The organism is Bacteroides faecichinchillae JCM 17102, assembly GCF_000614145.1.
GTDB lineage: Bacteria > Bacteroidota > Bacteroidia > Bacteroidales > Bacteroidaceae > Bacteroides > Bacteroides faecichinchillae.
In genome coordinates, this window is the sequence record NZ_BAKK01000012.1 from 34363 (window position 1) to 56754 (window position 22392).

The window sequence follows — 22392 nt, forward strand, 5'->3', positions numbered from 1 at the left end:
CCTCCCTGAATATAATAATTCTGTCCATCATTATGAGATTCGCATTTTCTCAAAAAGGCAATTAACATAGACTGTAAACCTACAATTGCTTTGGATAATCTTATTTTCATAGCTTCTATATCTATTTTATTAATATCACTTTTTTATTAGTGTTATTATATAGATGCAGAATTTACACTAATTCCATAAACAGCTTCTACTTTTTTTATTTTTTATTTTCCTAAGCTCCCTTCTAGAAACGAAAGTTCTCAAGTCAGCAGTAAAATAATGTGTTCATATTTGCCGTTTTGATACTTCCACTATTGTTGAAGCAGAACGAGATACATATTCCGGTGCATAAGCACACTGTATGATAGCTAAACCCATTTCATATATACCTTCACGACTCACACAAGATGTTCTTTCAGTGAAGCAATAAACTCCTGCCATACATTTGCAACTCCTTCAGTCTCGACAAAACTACACTATTATTACAGGATCAAAAAGAATCATACTCACTGTTCCCGATTGAACCTTACCTGTCATATTAGAGATTGAAGCAGCAATGGAAGCCTTGTCTCCCACACGTACAAAACGCGGGAGGTTCGGAATGAGCATAAATTCTTTGCTCGTTGTAGCCACACTATCCAATGTGCCCAATATCATTTTGGTATGAGCATACCCTCGGAAGTTTCAACACGTCAAGCTTTCGGGCATTGTGAAAGAAAATACAACTTCTCCTCGTTCATTGGTACGAAGTTGCAGATACAACTGAATAGCTTCATCGCAAAGTTGCATAGCCATCGCCATTTGATTCTTTTCTATTAAATATTCTACTTCTGTCACATATATTTCGGCACAAACATCGAATGATTTATAATCCTCAATCAGTTTATTTAGTTTTGCAAGATAAGGGTGCAAAGCCAATCCTACCAGTCTATCCGCGCATATCTGTTGGAACTTCTCCAACAATCTCTTCCCGATCACGACGCTGTCTCTGATTTTTGTCTACATAATCCGCATAGATTCCTGCAATCAAAGAATGTAAAATGGCGCGGTCTATAGGTTTAGTTGTCTGTTAAGCCCACTGCTCCAGACCTTGTAAACCAACATAAAAGCTATCAGGAACAATTATGTCACGATATTTCATCTGCCACATATAGGTTTTTAGCATTTGCGGAGAATTCTTTTCTTTCTCTCTCCCTTCCGATAGATTACATCCGTCAGCTTTACCACAGTTTCGGGCAAACTTTTCTCTTCTGCTTGCTCCACCTGTTTCCACAATTTCTTATAAGTCTATGCGTACACATGGGATACTTATCAGACTCTCAGCTTCATAAATTGTGCTTTCAGAGTTTTAATAAATGTCATACTCTAGATTAACAAAGAAAAGAAATTAAATTCAGAAAATTAAGCTTTTTAGTTAAAATAATCATTGAAGTAAGGCTCTCCTAGAGTTTATTTTGATTCTTCATTCTGTTTAAATAGGTTATTGGTTGTCACATATTAGTAGAAAAGTCATTCTTGTCCTATTATAAACTTCTTTTTGATTAAGAGTAAACTTACTTTTGATTAAGAGAAATCTATAAAAACAAAAGTTTCATTTATAGTTTAACCCCAATTAAAAGGAAGATTATCATTAGGGAGCGGAAGGTTTATCACTAATAGACAGTAACTTGTTTATTAATGAACATCCTTTAAAGATATAGTCATGATAGTGACAAAAGACTACACATTCTATGATATATAAAAAGTGAGGATAACACTCATAAGCATTATCCTCACTTTACAAGTTGAAAAAAACTATAGCAACTCTATTTCTCAAAAGAAGGCACTACCACCCTCATTGAAGCAGAATGTGAAGCATACTCCGGTGCATATGCACATTGTATAGTAGCCAAACCAGTTTCATAAGTTCCTTCACGACTGACATAATAACTATATTCCAGTACATAGGTTCCTTTTCCCAAATGATCAAAGAAGAAATTGATAGAAGCATCTTTGATATCGACATAATAGCCAATGCCATCATCCCAACGATATCCGGAGATATTGCTAACCGGTTCGAAACATGCGCCATGTTGATCTTTCAACTGTACAAAGTCCATCGGACGATCTACACGAATACTCAAACGGGAAACTACTTTATCACCTACCTGAAGGTTGGTCTTTTCTGTAACAGGCTGCAACTGAGCTACGTTATTAACAATGCGTTCCACATACAATCGTTTCTCTACATTCAACGCTCCGCCCTGTTGCTTCACGTCACGAATCGGTGATTCATACTCGGCATAAGCTGCTCCCCATGCAATACCCTGATCTCGCTTTTGTACCTTAATAGTACGGGCATCAACCACGTTCTTTTGAGTAAACGAACGCTTAATGTATCCCAATCCCGGGACAGTGGTTTTGCTCGGAGAAATCGTTTCCAACACTTCGTTAGCTATTGTTATCCGGACATCTCCTTGATTATCGAGAAGGTTAATTCCTTTCATCAGCAATGCATAAATCGCATCAACACTGGCTACCGAAGATTTCCATTGTTGAGTTTGCTTCTGTGTCAATAACCAAAGCTTCATTTCTTCTACAATTGCTTCATTACCGCCAATGAGTTCCAGCGCCTCCATCACATCCACATGAGTTTGAATCTTCATGTTACCCCAATCAAACGGATTTTCATTGAAAGCAAAAGACATACCTTGTCCATCTGTCTTTGTCAAATGCTCTTTCAAAGAGGCAATGAACTCTTGCGCTTCTTTCTTACGTCCTGCTTTATCAAGCACGACAGCTGCAAGAGCTTTAATCTTCATTGAAGAAGATGGAAGCAATCCCCCCACTCTGGACAGGAAATAATCATAAGCAGCCTTGTTGACGTCAGGAACTTTTTCGTCTGAAATTGCAATCAGATACAAATAGTCCAGCATATTGCCTGAAAGTCCTGTCATTTTCATTCCTGCTTTCTGTGCCTCGAGAGTAGCTTTGTATTCTTCTAAAGCTGATTTATGAAGATAGATGAAAGCATCTTGCTGCATCGCTAAAGCTAATTCTGTCGGTTTATCTCCTGTTAGCATAAACAAGCGAGCGTATAATTCCATGATATAGGTAGTGACATACAAACTTCCGTTCATGCCTTTATACCAAGACCATGTTCCATCACCATTTTGCAAATTTTGTAGCCTCCTCAAAGCAGCAGAGTTATTGCTGAGAATATTATTCAGATCAAACAGGGTAGCAATACGTTCTTTCTGTTGTTCTTCCGTTTGCGCTTCAAGTATCCAAGGTGATTCGGAAAGAAGAATATTCTTCACTTCCTGGTTCTTTTGCAGATTACTAAGGAACGCTTCTTTCGTCCCCCCCTGCAATTTCCAGCTATCGAATACAGCTTTGATACGAGGATGACTATTCATGATGTAAGCAGCCAATGTATTTGCATAGTATGCATTCGCCCAGGAAATAGCATTATCATTGGTCGGAAGACTCAATGAAGGTAATGCCTGAATAGCATACCAGGACGGATTACCCGTAAATTCAATCGTCAGCTTACGGTCTGTAGCCGTTGCACTATGGTGATTGAAAAGACTATCAAGTGAGAAAGTGCGAGTCTCCTCTCCACCTATAGGCATTGGAAGGGTTTCAATCAAATGTTCTTTATTACTAAGTACCGGAATCAATTGCTGTTCACCATCACTAAACGTTCCGCTATCAGCTACCATGCGGCAACCTAAGATACTATATTTATCGTCTACAGTGAACCGGAAACTTACACCAATTGTCACTCCCGCCTCGACTTTAAATTCTTGTTTCCGAGTACTTATGACCTTATCCGTCATCGGATCAAAGAGAATCATGCTGACCGTTCCCGATTGCACTTTTCCTGTCATATTAGAAATAGAAGCTGCAACAGAAGTTTGATCTCCTACACGCACAAAACGAGGAAGATTGGGAACCAACATAAATTCTTTGCTGGTTACAGCTTCTCCATCCAATGTTCCTAACATCATATCCTTTGTATGCGAATATCCACGGAAATTCCAACGAGTCAAACTCTCAGGCATAGTAAATGAGAAAGAGACCTCTCCTTGCTCATTGGTACGAAGTTGAGGATAGAAGAATGCTGTTTCAGCAAGATTGGTACGAATATTATCAGTTACCGGAGAGATGGTTTCTCCCTTTTCCTGAAAAATCGCCGGAACATTTCCTGCGAGATCATCCTTTAAATCGCTGGTTCGAGGAGTCACAACCGATTCTTCCAGAACCATTCGTGTATTTTTCTGTGAGAATTTAGCTCTGTTCTGTTGTGATGGAGATGCGATTCCTCTTATCCAGAATTCCTCAACGCCTTGCCCCGCTACCGCTGGAATTGATGAGAATGGTTCTATCACAAAGTGATCATATTCGAATAAAGGTACTTTGAACAGTTTTTTATCCCACTCATAATCAAACCAAATAGAAGAAGTAAAATCACCCATCCAACTTATATGTGGAAGATTCCGATAATGGAACACATTGAATGTCTGCCTCTGCTTCCATATTTTATCCAAAGAAGCGTCATACATCGTTGCAAGCATCTCAGCATCCGCACCTTTTCCTTGAGGATTCTTAATTGTCAGTTTCCATTCTTCTGTTTGCCCGGGACGTAATTTATCACGGAATACATCCCATTTCATATTCAGTTTTTCATCCAATAAACGTTTCGACAACCGAACTATTTCTTGATAGACTTGTCCATCTCTTACCATATATATATTTATAGCAATTCCATCACCATAACTTGCCTGATAAGGAAATTCAAATCGAGCAATGGAATCAGACAAATGCAACACCTTACTTTCCAGCAATGCCTCGTTGCTGAATACATCAACCATCACACAAACATCTTTCTCTGATGTACCAAAATAGAATACAGCCGGATGGGTAGCGTCAAACTCAGTGTTAGTCTTAAAATACCAGTCCGGAGTCAGAATAGGCGGCCGTTTATCATGGACAGAATAAAGAATTGTACTAGTTTCCGCACTTCCTTTTCTACCCAGACTGTCTTCTGCCGATATCTTCAATACATAGGGCCCGGAAGGAACATCCTTCCAGTCGAGGAATATTTCTTTATTAGAAGCAACGGTTCCGGTAATAACCGGTGTATTTTCCAATTGCTTCATCGACTTATCTTTGGCACGATACAAACGATAGGTAACTTTTACATCAGCAAGCTGACCTTGGTTAGAAGCATAAAAATTGAGTTTGATTGGATCATCCTTACATGTTTTCGGCATTAAATATGTTCTCAAATACAAGAAAGTATCTCCTGCAGAAATAACCTTCGTAGATGTCTGTGTCTCACCTGCGGCATTTGTAACGGTTACTTCTATCAAATAACTAAAGTAATTTCCCTTACCGTTATTGTATAGCGTATCACCTTCCAATTGTACCGGTATTGTAAATACTCCATCAGCACCTGTTGTCACTTCACCGGATGCTATCTGGTCATTCATTCTCAACTGCCAGAAACTGTAAGCTGAACGTTTGATGGTATATTTCACCGGAAGATCTCGTAAAAGTACACCACTATAAGACTGAACCTTCCCTTTTATCTCTGCTTTGTTTCCCAACTGATAATCTCCTTCCTGTTTCTCAAAAGTAATATCAAATGTCGGACGCTTATACTCTTCCACGCGAATACTAGCATTTCCGACCGGAGTTTTCAGTTGGAAGTCTCCATTCAAGCAAGCCAAAGGCAAGGTAAAGCTTGTTGTAAACGAACCAAACTCATTGGTACGCAAAGTCCGTTTGCCTACCTCTTGATTATTGTTATCTTGTAGGGAGACTGTATATTCTCTATCAGAAAGCACATGAGCAACACCCAGTTCAGATACATATGCAATACCTTTCACATAGACTGTTTGTCCGGGACGATATAGAGAACGATCGGTTAATAAAATAACCTTCTCCGTCGTTTCGTTCATATCAGGAGAGCTGAAAAAACCACCTCTAATATCTTTCTTCTCCATAAAAGTATCATCCCCTTTAGTAGCTATCAGATAACTATAATCAGACTTCCAAGGGAATATAGCTTTCCCTTCTTCATTCGTCGTAAACATCTGCAAAGCTACATCCTTATTACTGTAAAGAGTAACCTGCGCATTTGAAATAGGGTGCCCTGTTCGTGCATCCAGTGTTATGACTTCGAATTGTTCTTTGGGTAATTCACTAGTCAAAACATAAAAATGGGTAACATTAAACTCTTTCTCTATTTCTTTTTTAGCACGGACATCAGGAACAATACGCATCACATATTTCCCTACTCCCGGAGCTTTGAAAATGAAAGTTGTATCTTGAGACTGATAATTCTCCGGTCGTATCACTGAATAATGTTGTTCTGATACAAACTTCTTTTCCCGATAAATGCGGATAGTAAAACCATCCAGGTTTTTATGTGAAACTTTGATCTTCATCTCTTGGTCCGGAAAAGCAGTTTTCACCGTACTGACAGATAAAAAAGGAGCCAGAATTTCTTCTCGCAGATTCTTCAATGCATTGATCCTACGGTAATCAGGATACAAGCGAATAGCTTCTTCACAAACCTTCAATGCAGAAAGTGGTTGTTGCCTTTCAAGGATTAAATTAGCTTTTGCCAACAACACTTCGGCACAAATATCCAACGTTTTATAATCAGTAGCCAATTTATTCAAGTCTATAATATACGGATCTTCTGCTAGCACATAAGGAGCCGCTTTATCTATCACAGGATAAAATGAATAATTCGATTCGTATTTCCATCTCAGAAATTTCAAAGAAGTCAGCACATAACTCTCCTTATCCCCCTTCTCCCGATAGGCAGAAAGCATATTATCATAAAGTCTGGAAATATGTTGTTTTACATTCTTCTGCTTATCCAGATACTGCACTCTCAACAAAGCTTCAATGCTACGGGAAGCCAACAAATGATACATATCATGATGATAATATTCACTCGTTTCGCCCAATTCTACAAAAGGGATGTAGGTACGTGAAGAGGTTTTAAGCAATAATACCGAATCGGACATCGCTTTCTGGATATGAGTTTGTATTGTATCCACAAATATATTCGCTGTCCAATTGAGCATATCGACAGGAACCACTCCTACAATATCTGTTTGCTGTCGAAGGGACCATTGATTTCTTGCTGCATAATCCGCATAAATTCCGGCCAGTAGTGAATGTAGAATAGCACGATCCATGGGTTTATCTGCATATTTTACCCATTCTTCAAGTCCTTTAAGACTAACATAAAAACTATCAGGAGTAATTCTCTCCCGATACTTCATGCGCCACATATAGGCTTTCAGCATTTGTGGAGAGTTCTTCTCCATTTCACCTTTCCGATAGATTTCATCTGTCAGCTTTATCACAGTCTCCGGTAGGCTTTTCTTCTCAGCCTGTTCCACTTGCTTCCACAATTTGTCGAAAGTCTGCGCATATATGCCTGAAATATATCCCAAACATAGCAACATGATCATACCAATCCGGCCTATTTTCATAATCTTTTCTTTTTAATTCAATAGATAACTAACCTATAAATAAACAAAGTAAGGAAATAAAGTTTAATGTTTTATACTTTTTATCCTAAAAAATGAGGATCACGTTCGCAAAACGTATCCTCACTCAAAGATTACTTATTTAACCTTATCTCACTGTTCAATTATATATCCCCATTGAAATAATTCATTACGACCTATTTCGGTGATGATTTTTATAAATAAAGAATTCATTTTCTCTGCCATAATCTTTAAACCTTATAAAATTACTAATTCCTAAAAAGCGAAAGAGTGAATCTCTGAATAAGAAAGTCTTGAAAACAACTTATCCACCAATAATTACATCAGTCCTACTGATGATTTTGAATAGTCTCTTGACCTTTTCATCTTGTTATCCTTTCTAATATGTTCCTCAACACGAGAAGCAGAGCCTTTGTTTATACCTTGAACATCAAAATGAGACATGTTTATATTTTATAGCATATTTCTTGATTTGCATCAACCGGATTAGTAACCAAGAGGTTGAATTGAATTACAACAAAGCTGATAGTACATATACGATAAAAGACGCAGAAAGTATATTATCTGCGCCTTTTTATCTTCTATACCTATTTTATATAAATAGGATAATATAATAAAGAATTATTTGATCGGTGTCTGCTCCAAAGTAGCTACAAGAAAATCATAGAACTTTTGCACAGTCGGAATATAGGCTCTCTCATCCGGTGAGTGCGGTGATCGCAAGGTAGGTCCAAAAGAAATCATATCTAATCCCGGAATAATAGCACCAATGATGCCACATTCCAAACCAGCATGGATTACTTTCACAGCAGGCTCTACACCAAACTGTTGCTTATAAGAAGTTTTCATGGCATGAAGTATCGGTGAATTAATATCTGGTTGCCAACCGGAATATCCTCCCGTCATTTCCACCTTCATTCCTGCCATAGAAAAACAAGATTCGAGACTTGTAGTTAAATACTCTTTCATACTATCACTGGAACTACGGGCAAGAATCTTAATCTCAGCCTTCCCTCCACCAATGGTAATAATAGCCAGATTGGAAGAAGTTTCCACTGTGTCAGGCACTGTTGGAATCATACGTGTTACCCCATTCTGACAAGCAAAAATAGCGTCAATCAAATTATCCTGGATTTCTTCAGGTACTTCACCACCGGGAAGCTCTACCCGTTCAGCCTTAAAGCTGATAGGTGTTTCAATTGCAGAAAATTCTTCATTGAAAAGATCCTCACAATACTTCACCAAGCCAAGAAGTTCTTCTTCATTCTCTGCGGGAATTGTAATAACTGCATGCGCTTCACGAGGAATGGCATTGCGCATATTACCGCCTTCCCAACTTGCCAAACGGGTTCATAAGAAGCTACAGCTTCACGTAAGAAACGAACCAGTAGTTTGTTTGCATTCGCACGACCTTGATTAATTTCCAATCCGGAATGTCCGCCACGCAAACCTTTCAAGGTTACTTGTATAGCAATATCTCCTTCTTCAGGAGCTACTTCTTTATATTCTAAAGTAGCAGTAACATCCATGCCGCCTGCACAACCAATATACAATTCTCCCTCATCTTCAGAATCAAGATTCAACAAAATTTCTCCGTTCAATGTTCCCGGTTTCAATCCGAAAGCACCGTACATACCAGTTTCTTCATCTTTGGTAATCAAAGCTTCCAACGGGCCATGTTTCAAATCTTTCGATTCCAATACAGCCATAATAGCTGCTACCCCAAGTCCGTCGTCAGCACCAAAGTCGTGCCTTTCGCTTTCACCCAGTCACCGTCAATATAAGTTTCAATAGGATCTTTTTCAAAGTCGTGTACTGTATCATTATTCTTTTGTGGAACATATCCATATGCGCCTGTAGAATCACACCCTTCCGGTTTTCCATTCCCGGAGTTGCTGGTTTACGAATGATTACGTTTCCAGCTTCATCTACAAAGGATTCTAATCCCAAACCTTTCCCAAAGTTGATTAAAAATTCAGTGATCTTTTCCATGTGTCCCGATGGACGAGGAATCTGAGTCAATGAATAAAAATGCTTCCACACATTCTGCGGAGCTAAAGAAAGAATTGTACTCATAACAAATAATTTATTAAGTGATTACTTTCGCTGTCTATTGGTAAGCGGTAAGGCTACCAAACCATATATGCCCAACAAAACTACTAAAAAGGTTTGAATCCCGTGCACAATCAGAGCAAATATTCCCGCATCTGTTACATTTACTCCATAAAGCATCATCATCGAAATGATAGCAAAGTGCCATGGTCCTGCCCCATTAGGAGTAGGAACAATTACAGCAAACGTACCACCGACAAACATGACCAAGGCCGCCATGATCCCCAAATGAGCAGTAAATGAGAAACAGTAGAATGTGAAGTAGAAATGAAGAAAGTAGCACACCCAAATGGCTAATGTATAAAATATAAAGAGAGGAATATTACGCACTCCTTTTAAAGACATCACACCTTCCCAAATATTCAGAACAAAACCTTTTACCCGTTCATAAAAAAAGAGAGTTTTTCGTAACGCATAAAAAAGCACTGCCACCCCAATAAAACAAAAGAGAACGATATAGAACCATACAGAAGTGAGAAGATGAAGTAAAGAAGGGATCTTTGTTCCTGTATCATGTAGAAATGTAACAAATATAGGCATTTGCAACAAAACAGTAATTCCCGTAATCAAAAGAATTGTCAGAGTATCGACAAGTCTTTCCGTAACAACTGTACCCAATGATTTAGCAAAGGAAACATTATCATACTTTGCCAATACCCCGCAACGACTCACTTCTCCTATTCGAGGAATTACCAGACTAGCCGCATAGGATATAAAAACAGCATTTACACAATCACTCTTTTTAGGAAAAGCATCCAAAGGCTCCAAAGTCTGTCTCCATCGCCAACCCCGAAATATCTGTGCAAATACACCAAACACTAAGGAAAAGAGCATCCACCACCAGTTCGTATCATGCAACAAGACCTCTTTAGCCTCTGCAAAATCAAAGTCTCGATAAACCCAATATAGAATAAAGCCACCTAAAACAATTGGTAATACCAGTTCTAGTGTCTTTTTTAATAGTTTCTTCATCCTTAATTCTTTATTCTTCATTTAAAAGAATTACCTTTGTCAGCTGCAAAAGTAATTATTTAGTTGGTAAATGAAATTAGTAAAGCCTAAAAAAGTTTCTCGGACAGCACTTTCTAAAGGATCTGAAAGTTGCCCAGGATATTGCCAATACGGTTGATACTTTCCCCAAATTACCTATTCTGGAAGTAGGGCCGGGTATGGGAGTATTGACACAGTTTCTGGTGAAGAAAGATCGTCCACTAAAAGTAGTGGAAGTAGACTATGAATCGGTGGCTTACCTTCGCGAGGCTTATCCGTCATTAGAAGACCATATCATTGAAGACGATTTCTTGAAAATGAATTTGCACCGACTTTTCGATGGACAACCTTTTGTATTGACAGGTAATTACCCTTACAACATTTCCAGCCAGATTTTTTTTAAGATGCTGGACAACAAAGATATCATTCCCTGTTGTACAGGAATGATTCAAAAAGAAGTAGCAGAACGAATTGCTGCGGGACCGGGTAGTAAAACATACGGTATCCTAAGCGTATTGATACAGGCTTGGTATAAAGTAGAATATTTATTTACTGTAAGTGAACATGTATTTAATCCACCTCCTAAAGTAAAAAGTGCAGTCATCTGCATGACTCGTAACGAAACAAAAGAGTTGGGATGCAATGAAAAACTATTCAAGCAAGTAGTGAAAACAACTTTCAATCAGCGACGTAAGACATTACGTAATTCCATCAAACCAATTCTTGGCAAAGATTGTCCTTTGACGGAAGATGTAGTATTCAACAAACGTCCTGAACAACTATCAGTAGAAGAATTCATCAAGCTGACCAATCGGGTGGAAGCTGCTTTAAAAGCATCAAACACTCCGGAAGCAAATTCTTAATTCTCCATTTTTAATTCTTGATTGATATGAATGAGGAATATATAGATAATGTAAAACATCTTATTGAACAAAAGGACGCTGACAAGGTAAAAGAACTCTTAATCGATCTTCACCCTGCCGACATCGCTGAATTATGTAACGACCTGAATCCGGAAGAAGCCCGATTTATTTATCGTTTATTAGATAACGAAACCGCCGCCGATGTACTTGTTGAAATGGATGAGGATGTTCGTAAAGAGTTCCTCGAAATTCTTCCTTCCGAAACGATCGCCAAACGATTCGTAGACTATATGGATACGGATGATGCCGTAGACCTGATGCGCGAACTTGACGAAGACAAACAGGAAGAAGTACTTTCACACATCGAAGACATTGAACAGGCCGGGGACATCGTTGATCTGCTGAAATACGATGAAAACACAGCCGGTGGTTTAATGGGTACGGAAATGGTGCTGGTCAATGAGAACTGGAGTATGCCCGAATGTCTGAAAGAGATGCGACAACAGGCAGAAGAATTGGACGAAATATATTATGTATATGTTATTGATGATGATGAACGACTGAGAGGTATTTTCCCGCTAAAAAAAATGATCACTTCTCCTTCTGTATCAAAAGTAAAACACGTGATGCAAAAAGACCCTATATCAGTACACGTGGATACTCCCATTGATGAAGTGGTACAAGCTATTGAAAAATATGACTTGGTAGCTATTCCCGTCATTGATAGTATAGGCCGTCTGGTTGGACAAATTACGGTCGATGACGTCATGGATGAAGTTCGTGAACAATCGGAACGTGATTACCAATTAGCATCCGGTCTTTCACAGGACGTAGAAACAGATGATAATGTACTTCGCCAGACAACGGCACGTCTGCCATGGTTACTAATCGGTATGCTGGGTGGAATCGGTAACTCTATGATATTGGGAAATTTTGATTCCACATTTGCAGCGCATCCGGAAATGGCATTATACATTCCACTTATTGGTGGTACGGGAGGAAATGTTGGTACCCAATCTTCCGCTATCATCGTACAGGGTTTGGCTAACAGCTCTCTGGATGCTAAAAATACATTCAAACAAATTACTAAGGAATCAGTGGTAGCACTTATCAATGCAACCATCATTTCCCTATTGGTATATACTTATAATTTTATCCGTTTCGGAGCAACAGCCACAGTCACCTATTCTGTATCAATTAGTTTATTCGCTGTAGTAATGTTTGCTTCAATTTTTGGAACATTAGTCCCAATGACGCTTGAGAAATTCAAAATTGATCCGGCCATTGCGACAGGACCGTTTATAGCCATCACAAATGACATCATTGGAATGATGCTTTACATGGGAATTACGGTTTTATTATCATAAAAACAAGATAAATAAAAAAAAACAAGCAAAATAGTATGAAGTAATCGTTTTATTTCATTAATTTGTGACCCAAAACTAATATACAATGATGGACGCTCATGACACTAATCTACCTCTGAATCAAGGGGAATTAGAAGAAGAAAAGAAAACTGTCGAGGTTTCTGAAGAAATTACGGAAACTCCGGCTGAGGATTTTACTACCGAAGTTCAACCTGAAACAACATCTAAATTTCCCTCTAAGGAAGAGATATTGAAGCGGTTGAAAGAGCTTGCTCAAGATGCAGACAATGCTAATAAGCAAGAGATCGATAATCTGAAACAATCATTCTACAAGTTACATAATGCCGAGATGGAAACTGCCAAAAAACAGTTTATTGAGAATGGCGGTACTCTAGAAGATTTCGTTCCTCAAGAAGACTCGGAAGAAAATGAGTTCAAGCGGCTGATGGGAGCTATCAAAGAGAAAAGAAGCATACAGGCTGCCGAGCTTGAACGCCAGAAGGAAGAAAATCTGCAGGTTAAACTTTCCATTATCGAAGAACTGAAAGAATTGGTAGAATCAGGAGATGACGCCAACAAATCATATACAGAGTTCAAGAAGCTTCAACAACAATGGAATGAGACTAAACTTGTTCCACAAGGAAAAGTTAATGAACTGTGGAAAAACTATCAGTTATATGTAGAGAAGTTCTATGACCTACTAAAACTGAACAACGAATTTCGTGAATATGATTTCAAAAAAAATCTGGAAATCAAGACTCATCTTTGCGAAGCTGCTGAAAAGTTAGCCAATGAAGAAGATGTAGTTTCTGCCTTCCACCAACTTCAGAAGTTGCACCAGGAATTCCGTGATACAGGTCCGGTAGCCAAAGAATTGCGAGATGAGATATGGAATCGCTTCAAGGCTGCTTCTACAGCTGTAAACCGTCGTCATCAACAGCATTTTGAATCATTAAAAGAAGCTGAGCAACATAATCTGGACCAAAAAACTGTAATCTGTGAGATTGTAGAAGCAATCGAATACGATGAACTGAAAACATTCTCCGCTTGGGAAAACAAAACTCAAGAGGTAATCGCTTTACAAAACAAATGGAAAACCATCGGTTTTGCACCGCAAAAGATGAATGTGAAGATCTTCGAACGTTTCCGTCATGCCTGCGATGACTTCTTCAAAAAGAAAGGAGACTTTTTCAAAAGCCTGAAAGAAGGAATGAACGAGAATCTTGAAAAGAAAAAAGCTCTTTGTGAGAAAGCAGAAGCCTTGAAAGACAGTACCGATTGGAAAGCTACAGCAGATGCTTTGACCAAACTTCAGAAAGAATGGAAAACTATCGGACCGGTAGCTAAGAAGTATTCGGATGCTATTTGGAAACGTTTCATCTCTGCTTGTGACTATTTCTTTGAGCAAAAGAACAAAGCTACTTCTTCACAACGTTCCGTTGAAATAGAAAACATGGAGAAAAAGAAAGCACTAATTGAAAAACTTTCTTCCATTGACGAAAATATGGAGATGGACGAAGCCAGTACTTTAGTGCGTGAACTGATGAAAGAATGGAATACGATCGGACATGTTCCGTTCAAAGAAAAAGATAAGTTGTATAAGCAATATCATGGATTGATTGACCAACTATTCGATCGTTTCAACATCAGTGCATCAAACAAGAAGCTAAGTAATTTCCGTTTGAATATCAATAATATTCAGGAAAATGGTCCACAATCTCTTTATAGAGAACGTGAAAGGCTTACACGTACTTATGAAAACATGAAGAATGAACTTCAAACTTACGAAAACAACTTAGGGTTCCTGACTTCTACATCTAAAAAAGGAAGCAGTTTACTAACCGAACTCAACCGTAAAGTTGATAAATTGAAAGCTGACTTAGAGCTAGTTTTACAAAAAATTAAAGTTATTGATGAGTCATTGAAAGAATAATAATGATCCTTCATTAAGAATAAAAACAGGTTTAGTTGTCCTCAGACAGTCAAACCTGTTTTTTTGAATCTACTTTAGATATCAGAACAAAAGAACATATTTCTATATCACCTCTTTTATACTAACTAATTTTTCTTCTTATGTCTCTATGTTCTTATACCTAAAAGACTTAGTTTATGTTTCTAGACAGTTTAAAATACAGGTAATCACCAATTCTGAATTTATTTAATCTCATTTTCAAACTTACTTAAATTCCGAATCTTAAAATGCAAAAAACCTACTAGAAGAATTTATCTAGTAGGTTTCATCTGTAAAGAGTAATTTTTCTGTTGGGCTACCAAGATTCGAACTTGGAATGACAGGACCAGAATCTGTAGTGTTACCATTACACCATAGCCCAATACTTCTGTTTTGCGGGTGCAAAGATACAAAGTTTTCGTGAAATCCAAACAATTCCAATATTTTTTGCAAAAACTTCAAATTATCATTCTGAACAGCAGAATCTACACTAAAAAACACAAAAATTATGTCATAACTTTCTTGTATCCAATAAATCAACGTATATTTGTCAAAGATATCACGTTTATAAACTGAAACAAAGGAGAATCCTTTTTTGTTATAAACCAAAAGAGAACATGAATTATTAATTTCAATCTTAAGAATGAACGAGACAAAGATATTAATTGAAAAAATAAAAGAGGGAATTCAAGAAAAGAAAGGTAAAAATATTATTATTGCCGATTTAACTAATATAGAAGATACTATCTGTAAATACTTCATTATTTGTCAGGGAAACTCCCCAAGTCAAGTTAATGCCATCGTAGATTCAATCAAAGAATTTGCACGTAAAGGCGCAAACTGCAAACCTTGCGCTGTTGATGGTCTACGTAATGCAGAATGGGTGGCTATGGATTACGCTGATGTATTAGTACATGTTTTTCTACCCGAAACTAGAACTTTCTATAATCTTGAACATCTCTGGCTGATGCCAAACTTACCCAAATTCCCGATCTTGACTAATTTACGATTATGGACAATAACAACGCTAATAATAACAAACCTAACAATAACAAGGTTAATATGCCCAAGTTCAATTTGAACTGGATGTATATGTTTATCGCTCTTATGCTTATTGCACTCTATGTGAGTAGTAATTATGGAGGAGTAGGTAGCAAAGAGGTTGATTACAGTACATTTCAGAAATATGTGCAGAATGGATACATCAACAAAGTCATAAGCCAAAACGAAGGGAAGTCTATCGAAGCCTATATCAAGCCTAGTGCAGTAGGTGCCGTATTTGGTGCAGACTCCAGTCAGGTTGGCAAAACACCCATTGTAATTACTAGTGGACCATCAGATGATAAACTGGATGAGTTTTTGAATGCTGAAAAAGAAGCCGGACATTTCGACGGGACATATAGTTACCCACATAAGTCGGATCTTCTTCCAACAATTCTGACTAGTATATTGCCACTTGTTTTATTAATTGCTTTGTGGATATTCTTTATGCGCCGAATGAGCGGAGGTGCTAATGGTGGTGCCGGCGGCGTATTCAATGTTGGTAAATCAAAGGCACAACTCTTTGAAAAGGGTGGTGCTATTAAAATAACATTTAAAGATGTAGCAGGTCTGTCTGAAGCAAAACAAGAAGTTGAAGAGATTGTTGAGTTCTTGAAAGAACCTCAGAAATATACAGACTTGGGAGGTAAAATACCTAAAGGCGCTTTATTGGTAGGCCCTCCGGGAACTGGTAAAACATTGCTTGCAAAAGCCGTTGCCGGTGAAGCAAATGTACCTTTCTTCTCTCTTGCGGGCTCCGACTTTGTCGAAATGTTTGTCGGTGTAGGTGCTTCTCGTGTACGCGACCTATTCAAACAGGCAAAAGAGAAAGCTCCTTGTATTGTCTTTATTGATGAAATTGATGCCGTTGGACGTGCCCGTGGCAAAAACCCTGCTATGGGAGGAAATGATGAACGCGAAAACACGTTAAATCAACTTCTGACGGAAATGGACGGTTTCGGTTCTAACAGTGGTGTTATCATCCTGGCTGCTACCAATCGTGTAGATGTATTGGATAAAGCATTACTTCGTGCCGGACGTTTCGACCGCCAGATACATGTGGATTTGCCTGATTTGAACGAACGCAAGGAAGTATTCGGTGTACATTTACGCCCTATCAAAATAGACGATACTGTTGATGTAGATTTGCTGGCACGTCAAACTCCGGGGTTCTCTGGTGCAGATATTGCAAATGTTTGTAATGAAGCCGCATTGATCGCTGCCCGTCATGGTAAGAAATTCGTAGGTAAACAAGATTTTTTGGATGCTGTAGACCGTATCATCGGTGGGCTGGAAAAGAAAACTAAAATTACTACCGAAGCAGAGCGCCGTTCTATTGCTTTGCATGAAGCAGGACACGCATCTATTTCCTGGTTATTGGAATATGCAAATCCTTTGATCAAAGTGACCATTGTTCCCCGTGGACGTGCATTAGGCGCCGCCTGGTATTTACCTGAAGAACGCCAGATTACGACCAAAGAGCAAATGTTGGACGAAATGTGTGCAACCTTAGGAGGTCGTGCTGCTGAAGATTTATTTATCGGCCGTATTTCCACAGGTGCTATGAATGATTTGGAAAGAGTGACTAAACAGGCATACGGTATGATTGCTTATCTGGGAATGAGTGAGAAATTGCCTAATTTGTGTTATTACAATAATGACGATTATTCTTTCAACCGCCCTTATAGCGAAAAAACAGCAGAGTTAATTGACGAAGAGGTTAAGAAGATGGTGAATGAGCAATATGAACGCGCCAAACAAATTCTATCAGAGCACAAAGAAGGTCATAACGAATTAGCTCAGCTGTTAATTGATAAAGAAGTGATTTTCGCTGAAGATGTTGAACGTATCTTTGGTAAACGCCCATGGGCTTCCCGCTCTGAAGAGATAATGGCAGCAAAAGAAAGCCAGGCAGCAGCCGAAGCTGAAAGAAAGCTAGCCAAAGAAGTGGAAGAAGAAGAAAAAGAAATTAAAGAAGAAGAAGCCGAAAATACTGCGGAAGAAAAAAAGGCTGAATCTAATAACTAATAACACGAAAGACGTTGAATAGTAATTTTATAAAACGGACCGTTACCGGAATTCTCTTTGTAGCTATTCTGGTAGGATGTATCCTTTCGGGAACATTAAGTTTTGGTATTTTATTTGTTGTGATCAGTTCATTGACTATTTTTGAATATGGACAACTGATAAATAACCGTGCAGAAGGAGCCAATGTTAATAAGTTCATCACCATGTTAGGTGGAGCTTATCTTTTTCTTGCAATCATGGCATTCTGTATCAATACAGCTGATTCAAAGATATTCATTCCATATATAGTACTACTACTCTACCTGATGATTAGTGAACTATATCTGAAAAAGGAAAATCCGTTACTTAACTGGGCATATTCTATGCTTAGCCAGCTATACATCGGATTGCCTTTTGCCCTACTGAATATTTTGGCATTCCATACAGATCCTGAATATAGCAGTGTAAGTTATAACCCGATATTGCCATTATCGATTTTTATTTTTCTTTGGTTAAATGATACCGGAGCTTACTGTATCGGTTCATTAATCGGAAAACATCGACTTTTTGAACGTATTTCACCTAAAAAATCATGGGAAGGCTCAATCGGAGGTGGAGTAGTTGCTATTGGAGCCTCTTTTATACTTGCACACTATTTCCCATTTTTATCTATGTGGGAATGGGCAGGTTTGGCATTGACTGTTGTTATATTTGGAACTTGGGGAGACTTAACTGAATCGTTACTGAAACGTCAGCTTCATGTAAAAGATTCCGGTACAATTCTTCCTGGCCATGGAGGGTTGCTTGATCGTTTTGACAGTTCTTTAATGGCAATTCCCGCAGCGGTCGTTTATCTATATGTGCTAACTTTACTTTAATTTATTTCAAGAGAATAGTACAAGGAAAAGACCGGAAGTTATTCTAATCAGAAAACTCCCGGTCTTTTACACACTAACACATCAAAACATCACTATTGTAACATAGAAGAAACAGTATGTACTTCTTTTGATTTATCGGGCACGCCTACTGGATGTTCAAAGTCAAGAACTACAATTACACCTTCTCCATTCTCCTTTGAATTTATCTTAACCTTAAAACCTTTCATTTCAGGTTCCGCATTTTCGTCCTCTTCAGTAGGATAAAACTCTTCCAGATTATAAGACACTCGTCCCCAGCCCCAATCATTTGTCACATCATCATAAGTGTTATAACGTAGTTCCAGATGCACGTAGCCATCTTCATCCACACTTTGAGTTTCGGGCGCTTCTATCTTATTTTGAACTAAACTAATACGATGTTTTTTAGAAAAAGGAATATTCTGATTGAAGATAATATTCAGGAACTTTCCTCCAAGCCACATATCTCCTTGATAAATCAAAATAGGATCATTACCGAATTCTTCCTCATTCTCTGCGGTCATTTCCTCCACTTCTTTAGTCAGCACTTCATTAATACCTTTCATCTGTACTTGTACTCCGTCCTTAGTGTCAACTAAAGGATTAAAAACTGCAACCACACGTTTTCCATCCACTGGTCGATACCAAGGAATTGCGGTGGTAACCGGATCAATAATTCCCCAACGGTCACCTTCCAAATAAAAACCGCCACCACCGGTAGCATGAACCGTTGCCCAGTCCCAACTAAAATCACCGATAGAATAATAATCATCATCATCACACGATTGCAGCATAGGCACTAATGCCAGCAACAACAAACCTAAAATCCAATTATTTTTTTTCATATTAGTTCTTTTCTTAATTAATCTTTTGTTTTATAAATAAAAAAGCCGGGCAATTACTGCGCCGGCTTTACGTTTATTCAGAAAAAGAAAGTTATTTTTTCAAAATCCTCAGCATTTCACGTGCTGCTTGTTTAGAAGCTCCTGCAGGACCTAGCCGTTCTGCCACGTATGTATATCCTGCAAGCATAGTTTTCCTATATTCTGAATCTTCAAGAATGTTCTTTAATTCCTGCTGCATATTTCCAACTGTCATCGTATCAGCTACCAACTCTTTCACAACCTCTCGGTCTGCAATCAAATTGACTAATGAAATATATTTCACTTTCAATATATGACGACGTAGAAATGAAATCACCCTTCCTATAGGAGTATAATAACAAACAACTTGAGGAACACGAAACAATGCAGTTTCAAGTGTTGCGGTTCCGGAAGTAACTAATGCAACTTCCGCATGTTGTAAAAGACGATAGGTTTGTTCAAAAACAATCTTCACTTTCGCTTGTCCTATATACTGTTTATAATATTCCGGCAAAATACTTGGTGCACCCGCCAAAACAACCTGATAATTTGGAAAACCAGAAACAGCTTTCAACATATCCGGTAAGTTATCCTTAATTTCCTGCTTTCTGCTGCCTGCCAACAAAGCAATAATAGGTTTATCCTCCAAGTTATTATCGGTAATAAACTCCCGAAAGTTTTTAGGATTAGCTTCCTGATATGCAGTCACCTCATCCATTGTAGGATTTCCTACATAATGAATTGGGTATTGGTGTTTATCCTCAAAAAACTCCACTTCAAAGGGAAGTATGGAAAAGAGTTCATCCACATCCCTCTTAATATTCTTAATACGGTATTCCTTCCAAGCCCAGATTTTCGGAGAAATAAAATAATAAACCGGAATCCGTGTTTGCGCATGAACGAACTTGGCAATATTGAGATTAAATCCCGGATAGTCTACCAATATCACTACATCTGGATTCCAAGCCACAATATCCTCCTTACAACGTTTCATATTTGCAAAAATAGTACGCAAATGAAGTAACACTGGAATAAATCCCATGTATGCCAGTTCTTTATAGTGCTTCACCATTGTCCCTCCAGCAGCAGCCATCAGTCTCCTCCGAAAAAACGAAAGTCTGCCTGCAGATCTTCTGTTTTCAAAGCAGACATCAAATGCGAAGCATGTAAATCACCAGAAGCTTCACCAACAATCAGATAATATTTCATGGAACAATTAATTAATAAATTGAAGAACGAACAATGAAAAACAAACAATGACGAATGAAGAATCGACTATACAGTAGACAATGTAGCCCATTCTTCATTCATTTTTTTGTTATTCTTCATTTTCCTCTATCCATTGATTTAGCTCATCGATAAAATCATAAGCAGTTAAATCAACCTTAGTTGGAGTAATAGCAACATATCCGTTCGCCAATGCCCAGTGATCATTTTTCTCATTTTCCGGTTCATGATCGGCAAATTCACCTGTCAACCAAAAATAATTTCGATCGTTTTGACGTGGACACACTTCCCACTCATTCGTCCAACATCCTTTTGCTTGTTCGCATACCTTTATACCTTTGATATCAGGAGTATCCGGGAAATTTACATTCAGACAAGTCAAAGGAGGCAAACCTTTTTCCAATACCATTGCTGCTATTTTACGTATATATGGACCGGCTGCTTCAAAATCAGCACCCATATCGTGATTACATAAAGAGAAGCCTATAGATGGAACACCATTCAGACAACCTTCAATCACAACTCCCATCGTACCGGAATAATGCACATTTGTAGCAGAATTATCACCATGATTAATACCGCCAACCACTAAATCAGGCTTACGATCAAGCACCGTATTCCATGCAAGTTTAATGCAATCGGTCGGTGTTCCTGAACATTTATATACCGTCACTCCTACCTCCTGCTTAACCAATTTATAATGCACAGGCTGTGTCACAGTTAATGCACTGGCACTACCGGAACGTGGAGCGTCAGGCGCCATTACTACAATTTCTCCCAATGTTCGAAGAAACTTAACCAATTCACTAATACCCTTAGCCATGATACCATCATCATTCGACACAAGTATCAGCGGTCGTTTATTTTCCATACTTTCAATCCTTTCCTTTTAAATATCTGCACAAAAGTAACAAAAAGTAGACGGAATACCAACCTGGCAGTTATTAATAATTAGTTCACCCCCGACAAGAAGTTTTGAGAAATTCCGAAAGACTGTTTACTCATTTGTTGAACATATACAGCAAAAAGCTATTTCATAAGGTGAAACAAAGTGTTCCATATAGCAGAACAAAGTGTTTTATATAGTAGAACAAAGTGTTTCACCTAAGAGAAACTAATGGTTTACACATGGATATAATACAGCGGATTAAATTATCGACCTCAATGAGTACACCTAAAATAGTCAATTAATGGTGATAGGTGATAGAGAAGGTGATAGGTTAAAAAGCAACCTATCACCCTCTCAAGCATCGATGAATAAAGGGTTACAGAAGATTGGTGATAGGTTGATAGAGAAAATGATATTTTTTGTATAGTAGACCAAACAACTACCCGACACATTACCACCCGTTTACAAATCTTAATCTTCTGCAAGCGACTAAAAAAAGGAATAGATTTCCAATATAAATATGTATATTTGCAAGCTCAGAAAAGATAATCTGATGATAAAACAGCCTAAGTTCGTAATTGCCTTGCACGACAGTTATTAACAAAACAGGTGACTTATCAACAGAAATTGCAAAGTTTCTATTTTTTCGTAGGCGCTCTAAGGATTTATCACTTATTT

General features: G+C 38.2%; 9 protein-coding genes, 1 tRNA gene and 5 pseudogenes. 6 read left to right on the top strand and 9 right to left on the bottom strand.

Going from position 1 to position 22392, the window contains the following annotated elements:
* Positions 1-471: 471 nt before the first annotated feature.
* The 5 genes and pseudogenes from JCM17102_RS32610 to JCM17102_RS08305 all read right to left on the bottom strand — a co-directional run.
* Positions 472-747, bottom strand: a pseudogene (locus JCM17102_RS32610) (alpha-2-macroglobulin family protein); the annotation flags it as partial.
* 310 nt (positions 748-1057) lie between these two features.
* On the bottom strand, positions 1058-1261 hold the full coding sequence (locus JCM17102_RS32615; RefSeq protein ID WP_025074768.1) for a hypothetical protein: 204 nt from the start codon (positions 1259-1261) through the stop codon (positions 1058-1060).
* Positions 1262-1793: 532 nt separating this feature from the next.
* The gene (locus JCM17102_RS08290; RefSeq protein WP_025074769.1) at positions 1794-7490 is read right to left on the bottom strand and encodes an alpha-2-macroglobulin family protein; all 5697 of its coding nucleotides are present in this window, start codon (positions 7488-7490) and stop codon (positions 1794-1796) included.
* A gap of 639 nt (positions 7491-8129) precedes the next feature.
* Positions 8130-9584 (bottom strand): annotated as a pseudogene (locus JCM17102_RS26765) (aminoacyl-histidine dipeptidase).
* 21 nt (positions 9585-9605) lie between these two features.
* Positions 9606-10592, bottom strand: a complete 987-nt coding sequence (locus tag JCM17102_RS08305; protein WP_025074770.1) for a lysylphosphatidylglycerol synthase transmembrane domain-containing protein — start codon at positions 10590-10592, stop codon at positions 9606-9608.
* 70 nt (positions 10593-10662) lie between these two features.
* Here JCM17102_RS08305 and rsmA point away from each other — a divergent pair.
* From rsmA to JCM17102_RS08320, 3 genes and pseudogenes are all read left to right on the top strand, one after another.
* Positions 10663-11473, top strand: a pseudogene (gene rsmA / locus JCM17102_RS26770) (16S rRNA (adenine(1518)-N(6)/adenine(1519)-N(6))-dimethyltransferase RsmA).
* A 26-nt stretch (positions 11474-11499) separates the two neighbouring features.
* A complete protein-coding gene (gene mgtE, locus JCM17102_RS08315; RefSeq protein ID WP_025074771.1) occupies positions 11500-12840 on the top strand; it encodes a magnesium transporter in 1341 nt (446 codons plus the stop codon).
* 85 nt (positions 12841-12925) lie between these two features.
* Positions 12926-14773: a DUF349 domain-containing protein gene (locus tag JCM17102_RS08320; protein ID WP_025074772.1), complete on the top strand. Its 1848-nt coding sequence runs from the start codon at positions 12926-12928 to the stop codon at positions 14771-14773.
* Positions 14774-15102: 329 nt separating this feature from the next.
* Here the strand turns inward: JCM17102_RS08320 and JCM17102_RS08325 are convergent.
* Positions 15103-15173, bottom strand: a tRNA-Gln gene (locus tag JCM17102_RS08325).
* Between the two features lie 261 nt (positions 15174-15434).
* Between JCM17102_RS08325 and rsfS the strand changes: the two are divergent.
* From rsfS to JCM17102_RS08340, 3 genes and pseudogenes are all read left to right on the top strand, one after another.
* Positions 15435-15793 (top strand): annotated as a pseudogene (rsfS, locus tag JCM17102_RS26775) (ribosome silencing factor).
* 9 nt (positions 15794-15802) lie between these two features.
* Entirely contained in the window at positions 15803-17860 is a 2058-nt protein-coding gene (gene ftsH, locus JCM17102_RS08335) for an ATP-dependent zinc metalloprotease FtsH (protein WP_025074773.1), read from the top strand.
* A 14-nt stretch (positions 17861-17874) separates the two neighbouring features.
* Complete coding sequence (locus tag JCM17102_RS08340; RefSeq protein ID WP_025074774.1) at positions 17875-18717, top strand: phosphatidate cytidylyltransferase; 843 nt, start codon at positions 17875-17877, stop codon at positions 18715-18717.
* Positions 18718-18809: 92 nt separating this feature from the next.
* On the opposite strand, the gene JCM17102_RS08345 is transcribed toward JCM17102_RS08340, so the two are convergent.
* From JCM17102_RS08345 to surE, 3 genes and pseudogenes are all read right to left on the bottom strand, one after another.
* Positions 18810-19580 (bottom strand): NigD1/NigD2 family lipoprotein, encoded by a 771-nt coding sequence (locus tag JCM17102_RS08345; RefSeq protein ID WP_025074775.1) that lies wholly within the window; start codon positions 19578-19580, stop codon positions 18810-18812.
* A gap of 91 nt (positions 19581-19671) precedes the next feature.
* Positions 19672-20807, bottom strand: a pseudogene (lpxB, locus tag JCM17102_RS26780) (lipid-A-disaccharide synthase).
* Positions 20808-20916: 109 nt separating this feature from the next.
* Positions 20917-21696, bottom strand: a complete 780-nt coding sequence (gene surE / locus JCM17102_RS08355) for a 5'/3'-nucleotidase SurE (RefSeq protein WP_025074776.1) — start codon at positions 21694-21696, stop codon at positions 20917-20919.
* Between the last annotated feature and the right edge of the window lie 696 nt (positions 21697-22392).